The organism is Azohydromonas sp., assembly GCF_035325925.1.
Taxonomy (GTDB): Bacteria; Pseudomonadota; Gammaproteobacteria; order Burkholderiales; family Burkholderiaceae_C; genus Calidifontimicrobium.
In genome coordinates this window covers 1-5,070 of record NZ_DAOKZA010000099.1, presented here as the reverse complement: position 1 = coordinate 5,070, position 5,070 = coordinate 1, and the positions used below count along the sequence as shown (strand labels likewise).

Here is a 5,070-nt window from a genome sequence, read left to right as displayed (position 1 = left end):
AGGATGATCGAGGCGATCGTCAGCCCCTCGATCCAGCCGTTGGCCTTGACCAGCTGCGACGGCGGCAGCAGCTCGGTGAGGATCCCGTACTTGGCGGGGGAGTACGCCGCGGCGCCGAGCCCGACGATCGCGTACGCGGCCAGCGGGTGCACGCCGACCAGCATCATCAGGCAGCCGACCACCTTGATGCTGTTCGAGACGAACATCACCCGCCCCTTGGGCAGCGCGTCGGCGAAGGCGCCGACGAACGGCGCGAGCAGCACGTAGAACAGCGCGAACATCGGCACCAGCGCGGCGCGCTGCCACTCGTCGGTGCCGCTGCTGCGCAGCAGTTCGACCGCGGCGACGAACAGCGCGTTGTCGGCCAGCGAGCTGAAGAACTGCGCCGACATGATCGTGTAGAAGCCTCGTTTCATGCGCGGCACGGCCCGCGTCGCGGGTCGCGGCCCGGCGCAGCGTCTGGTCTCCTCGGCGGTGGCGGCGGGTTATAGCATGGGGTCGGTGACGTTCCCGGCGGTGCCGCAGCCGCACAATCGGGGCCCGCGACCGCTGCCGACCGCCACCGATGCCGCGCCCGATCGAAGCCCTGATCCACGCCGACGCGCTGGCGCACAACCTGCAGCGCGCACGCGAGCACGCGCCCGACAGCCGCGTGTGGGCGGTGGTCAAGGCCGACGCCTACGGCCATGGCATCGAGCGCGCGTTCGCCGGGCTGCGTCGCGCCGACGGCTTCGCGCTGCTCGACCTGGACGAGGCGCAGCGGCTGCGCGCGCTCGACTGGCGCGGCCCGGTGCTGCTGCTCGAGGGCGTGTTCGAGCCGCGCGACCTCGAGGTCTGCTCGCGCCTGCACCTGTGGCACGTCGTGCACCGCGACGCGCAGGTCGACTGGCTGGCGGCGCACAAGACGCACGCCCCGCACCGCGTGTTCCTGAAGATGAACAGCGGCATGAACCGGCTGGGATTCGCGCCCGATGCACTGCGCGCGGCGTGGACGCGGCTCGCCGCGCTGCCGCAGGTCGGCGAGGTGTCGCTGATGACCCACTTCTCCGACGCCGATGGCGCGCGCGGCATCGCGCACCAGATGGCGGCTTTCGACGCAGCCACGCGCGACCTGCCCGGCGAGCGCTGCCTGGCCAACAGCGCTGCGGTGCTGCGCCACGCGCGCGAGCGCGGCGTGGCCGCCGACTGGGTGCGCGCCGGCATCCTGTGCTACGGCAGCGCGCCGGACTTCCCGGTGCACGACATCGCGCACTGGGACCTGCGCCCGACGATGACGCTGCGCTCGAAGCTGATCGCGGTGCAGCGCCTGCAGCCGGGCGACACGGTGGGCTACGGCAGCAGCTTCGTGGCTGATGCACCGACGAGCATCGGCATCGTCGCCTGCGGCTATGCCGATGGCTACCCGCGCCACGCCGGCACCGGCACGCCGGTGCTGGTCGACGGCGTGCGCACGCGCACCGTCGGCCGCGTGTCGATGGACATGCTCGCCGTCGACCTGACACCGGTCGACGCCGGGCCCGGCAGCGAGGTCACGCTGTGGGGCGAGGGGCCGCGCGGCAGCCGGCTGCCGATCGACGACGTCGCCCACGCCGCCGGCACCATCGGCTACGAGCTGATGTGCGCGCTGGCGCCGCGCGTGCCTGCGCGGCTGGCCGATTGAGCGGCGCGCGGATATCGTTGCGGCCTCTGCCACTGTCAACGAAGGAGCGGTCCATGGGAATCCTCGGCACGATCGTCGTCGGCCTCGTCGTCGGCGCGCTGGCGCGCTGGCTGATGCCCGGCGAGCAGAAGATGGGCTGGATCCTGACGATCCTGCTCGGCATCGGCGGCTCGCTGCTCGCCGGATTCGCCGGCCAGGCGATGGGCTGGTACGCGCCGGGCCAGGGCGCAGGGTGGATCGCGTCGGTGGTCGGCGCGATCGTGCTGCTGTTCGTCGTGCAGAAGCTGCGCGCCGGCAAGTGACCCCGCACGGCGCGTCGCCGCGTGTCGACCCGGCCGAGGTCGAGATCAGCGCGATCCGCGCGCAGGGCGCCGGGGGGCAGAACGTCAACAAGGTGTCCAACGCCGTGCACCTGCGCTTCGACGTGCGCGCCTCGTCGCTGCCGACCGAGGTCCGGCAGCGGCTGCTGGCGTCGCACGACGCGCGCATCAGCGCCGACGGCGTGGTCGTCATCAAGGCGCAGACGCACCGCAGCCTCGAGCGCAACCGCGCGGACGCGCTGGCGCGGCTGCAGGCGATGGTCGATGCCGCCGCGACGCCGCCGCGCGAGCGGCGCGCGACCCAGCCGACGCGCGCGTCGGTGCAACGGCGGCTGCAGCGCAAGGCGCTGCACGCGCGGGTGAAGGCCGCGCGCGGCAAGCTCGGCACGAAGGCGTTCGAGGGCTGACGCCGTGGCCGCAACGAAGACGACCTATGTCTGCAGCGAGTGCGGGGGCGCGAGCGCGAAGTGGCTCGGCAAGTGCCCCCACTGCGGCGCGTGGAACACGCTCGACGAACAGGTGGCCGAGTCCGGGGGTGCCGCCCGCCACCGCTTCGAGGCGCTGGCGCGCTCGCAGCCAGTGGCGACGCTGTCGCAGATCGAGGCCGCCGAGGTCGCGCACGTGCCCACCGGGCAGGACGAGCTCGACCGCGTGCTCGGCGGCGGCATCGTCGCCGGCGGGGTGGTGCTGATCGGCGGCGATCCCGGCATCGGCAAGAGCACGCTGCTGCTGCAGGCCGTCGACGCGCTGTCGGTGCGCATGAAGGTGCTGTACGTCACCGGCGAGGAGTCCGGTGCGCAGGTCGCGCTGCGCGCAAGGCGCCTGGGGCTGGCCGGCACCCGCGTGCGCGTGCTCGCCGAGATCGGGCTCGAGCGCATCCTGGCCACGCTGGACGCCGAGGAACCCGACTTCGTCGTGATCGACTCGATCCAGACGCTGTATTCGCAGCAGCTGACCTCGGCGCCGGGGTCGGTGGCGCAGGTGCGCGAGTGTGCCGCGCAGCTCACGCGCGCGGCCAAGGCCGGCGGCATCGCGGTGGTGCTCGTCGGCCACGTGACCAAGGAGGGCGCGCTGGCCGGCCCGCGTGTGCTCGAGCACATCGTCGACACCGTGCTGTACTTCGAGGGCGACACGCACTCGAGCTTCCGCCTGGTGCGCGCGATCAAGAACCGCTTCGGCGCGGTCAACGAGATCGGCGTGTTCGCGATGACCGAGCGCGGCCTGAAGGGGGTCGGCAACCCGAGCGCGATCTTCCTGTCGACGCACGGTCAGCCGGTGCCGGGTTCGTGCGTGCTGGTCACGCTCGAAGGCACGCGCCCGCTGCTGGTCGAGGTGCAGGCGCTGGTCGACGGCGGCGGCGCCAGCCCGCGGCGGCTGTCGGTGGGGCTGGACCGCGACCGGCTGGCGATGCTGCTGGCGGTGCTGCACCGGCATGCCGGCGTGTCGTGCCTCGATCAGGACGTGTTCGTCAACGCGGTGGGCGGCGTGCGCATCGCCGAGCCGGCGGCCGACCTCGCGGTGCTGCTGGCGATCCAGAGCTCGCTGCGCGGCCGGCCCCTGCCGCGCGGCTTCGTCGCGTTCGGCGAGATCGGCCTCGCGGGTGAGGTGCGCCCGGCACCGCGCGGCCAGGAGCGGCTGCGCGAGGCGGCCAAGCTCGGCTTCTCGGTGGCACTGGTGCCCAGGGCCAACGCGCCGAAGAAGGCGATCGAGGGCCTGGCGCTGCACCCGGTCGAGCGCATCGAGCAGGCGATGGACGTGGTCAGGAGCCTGTGAGGTGCGCCTCGCCGTCGTCTCCGACATCCACGGCAACCTGCCGGCGCTGGAGGCGGTGATCGCCGACATCGCGCGCAGCGGCGCCGACCGCGTGGTCAACCTGGGCGACATCGCCAGCGGCCCGCTGTGGCCGCGCGAGACGGTGCAGCGCCTGATGGCGCTGGGCTGGCCGACCATCGCCGGCAACCACGAGCGCCAGGTGCTGACGCAGCGACGCGAGTGCATGAGCGCGTCCGACGCCTTCACCGCCGACCGGCTCGGCGCCGCCGAGCGCGGCTGGCTGGCGGCGCTGCCGGCCACGCTGGACCTCGGCGATGGCGTGTGGTGCGTGCACGCGACCCCGACCGACGACATGGACTACTTCGTCGAGACGGTCACGCCCGACCGCGGCCGCCACGGCTCGCCGGGCATCCGCGCCGCGACGGCGGCCGAAGTGCGGGCGCGCCTGGGGCCACGCCGCGACGCCGTCGTGCTGTGCGGCCACACGCACACGCCGCGCATCGTCACCGTCGCGCACGACGCCGGTGCGACGCTGGTCGTCAACCCCGGCAGCGTCGGCGTGCAGGCCTACGACGACGATCACCCGTTTGCGCACGTCGTCGAGGCCGGCAACCCGCTGGCGCGCTGGGCGCTGGTCGAGCGCGGCGCTGCCGGCTGGCAGGCCAGCCTGTGCGCGACCGCCTACGACTGCGAAGCCGCCGCGCGTCGCGCCGAGGCCAACGGCCGAGGCGACTGGGCCGACGCCCTGCGCACCGGCCGCGTCGGACGACTGGAGGCCGAGGTCGTGGCGGGCCCCGTGCGATGAACGCCTGGGTCGGCTGGGCGCTCGCGGTGCTGGCGATCGCCGTCGGCTACGTGCAGTACGGCTGGCGCGGCGTGGTGCTGGGCGTGACCGTGGTCGTGTTCTGGCTGCTGCTGCAGTTCGGCAAGGCGATGCGCGTGATGCGCACCGCCGCCGCGGCGCCGGTCGGCGTGGTCGGCAGTGCGGTGATGCTGCACGCGAAGCTGCGCCGCGGCATGCGGCTGATCGAGATCCTGCCCTTGACGCGTTCGCTCGGGCGCAAGGTGGCGGACGACCCCGAGACCTTCGAGTGGCGCGACGCGTCGGGCGCGGCGGTGCGCGTGCAGCTGCAGCGCGGCCGCTGCACCGACTGGACGCTCTCGCGCGCCGACGGCGAGGCGCCGGCCCCGTAAAATCCCGCCGGCATCGAACGCGATGCCATCGAAAGGAGATCCCATGTCCCTGGCCGACCGCGACGGCAAGATCTGGATGGACGGCGAGCTGGTGGACTGGCGCGACGCCAAGATCCACGTGCT

At 73.5% G+C, this 5,070-nt stretch carries 7 protein-coding genes; 6 read left to right on the top strand and 1 reads right to left on the bottom strand.

Annotated features, from left to right (window positions below):
- A partial coding sequence (locus PKC53_RS18650; protein ID WP_324431373.1) for an MFS transporter occupies window positions 1-416 on the bottom strand: 416 nt, incomplete at its 3' end.
- 149 nt (window positions 417-565) lie between these two features.
- Between PKC53_RS18650 and alr the strand changes: the two genes are divergently transcribed.
- From alr to PKC53_RS18620, 6 genes are read left to right on the top strand one after another with little or no spacing between them, the layout of a single operon-like run.
- Window positions 566-1,660 (top strand): alanine racemase, encoded by a 1,095-nt coding sequence (alr, locus tag PKC53_RS18645; RefSeq protein WP_324431371.1) that lies wholly within the window; start codon window positions 566-568, stop codon window positions 1,658-1,660.
- A gap of 53 nt (window positions 1,661-1,713) precedes the next feature.
- Window positions 1,714-1,962: a GlsB/YeaQ/YmgE family stress response membrane protein gene (locus PKC53_RS18640; RefSeq protein ID WP_324431369.1), complete on the top strand. Its 249-nt coding sequence runs from the start codon at window positions 1,714-1,716 to the stop codon at window positions 1,960-1,962.
- The gene (gene arfB, locus PKC53_RS18635) at window positions 1,959-2,387 is read left to right on the top strand and encodes an alternative ribosome rescue aminoacyl-tRNA hydrolase ArfB (RefSeq protein WP_324431367.1); all 429 of its coding nucleotides are present in this window, start codon (window positions 1,959-1,961) and stop codon (window positions 2,385-2,387) included. The genes PKC53_RS18640 and arfB overlap by 4 nt, the downstream gene beginning before the upstream one ends.
- A gap of 4 nt (window positions 2,388-2,391) precedes the next feature.
- On the top strand, window positions 2,392-3,753 hold the full coding sequence (radA, locus tag PKC53_RS18630; RefSeq protein ID WP_324431365.1) for a DNA repair protein RadA: 1,362 nt from the start codon (window positions 2,392-2,394) through the stop codon (window positions 3,751-3,753).
- A gap of 1 nt (window position 3,754) precedes the next feature.
- Window positions 3,755-4,558 carry a metallophosphoesterase family protein gene (locus PKC53_RS18625; protein ID WP_324431363.1) on the top strand — a complete coding sequence of 268 codons (804 nt, stop codon included), beginning with the start codon at window positions 3,755-3,757 and terminating at the stop codon, window positions 4,556-4,558.
- Window positions 4,555-4,947, top strand: a complete 393-nt coding sequence (locus PKC53_RS18620; protein WP_324431361.1) for a hypothetical protein — start codon at window positions 4,555-4,557, stop codon at window positions 4,945-4,947. The genes PKC53_RS18625 and PKC53_RS18620 overlap by 4 nt, the downstream gene beginning before the upstream one ends.
- The last annotated feature ends 123 nt before the right edge of the window (window positions 4,948-5,070 follow it).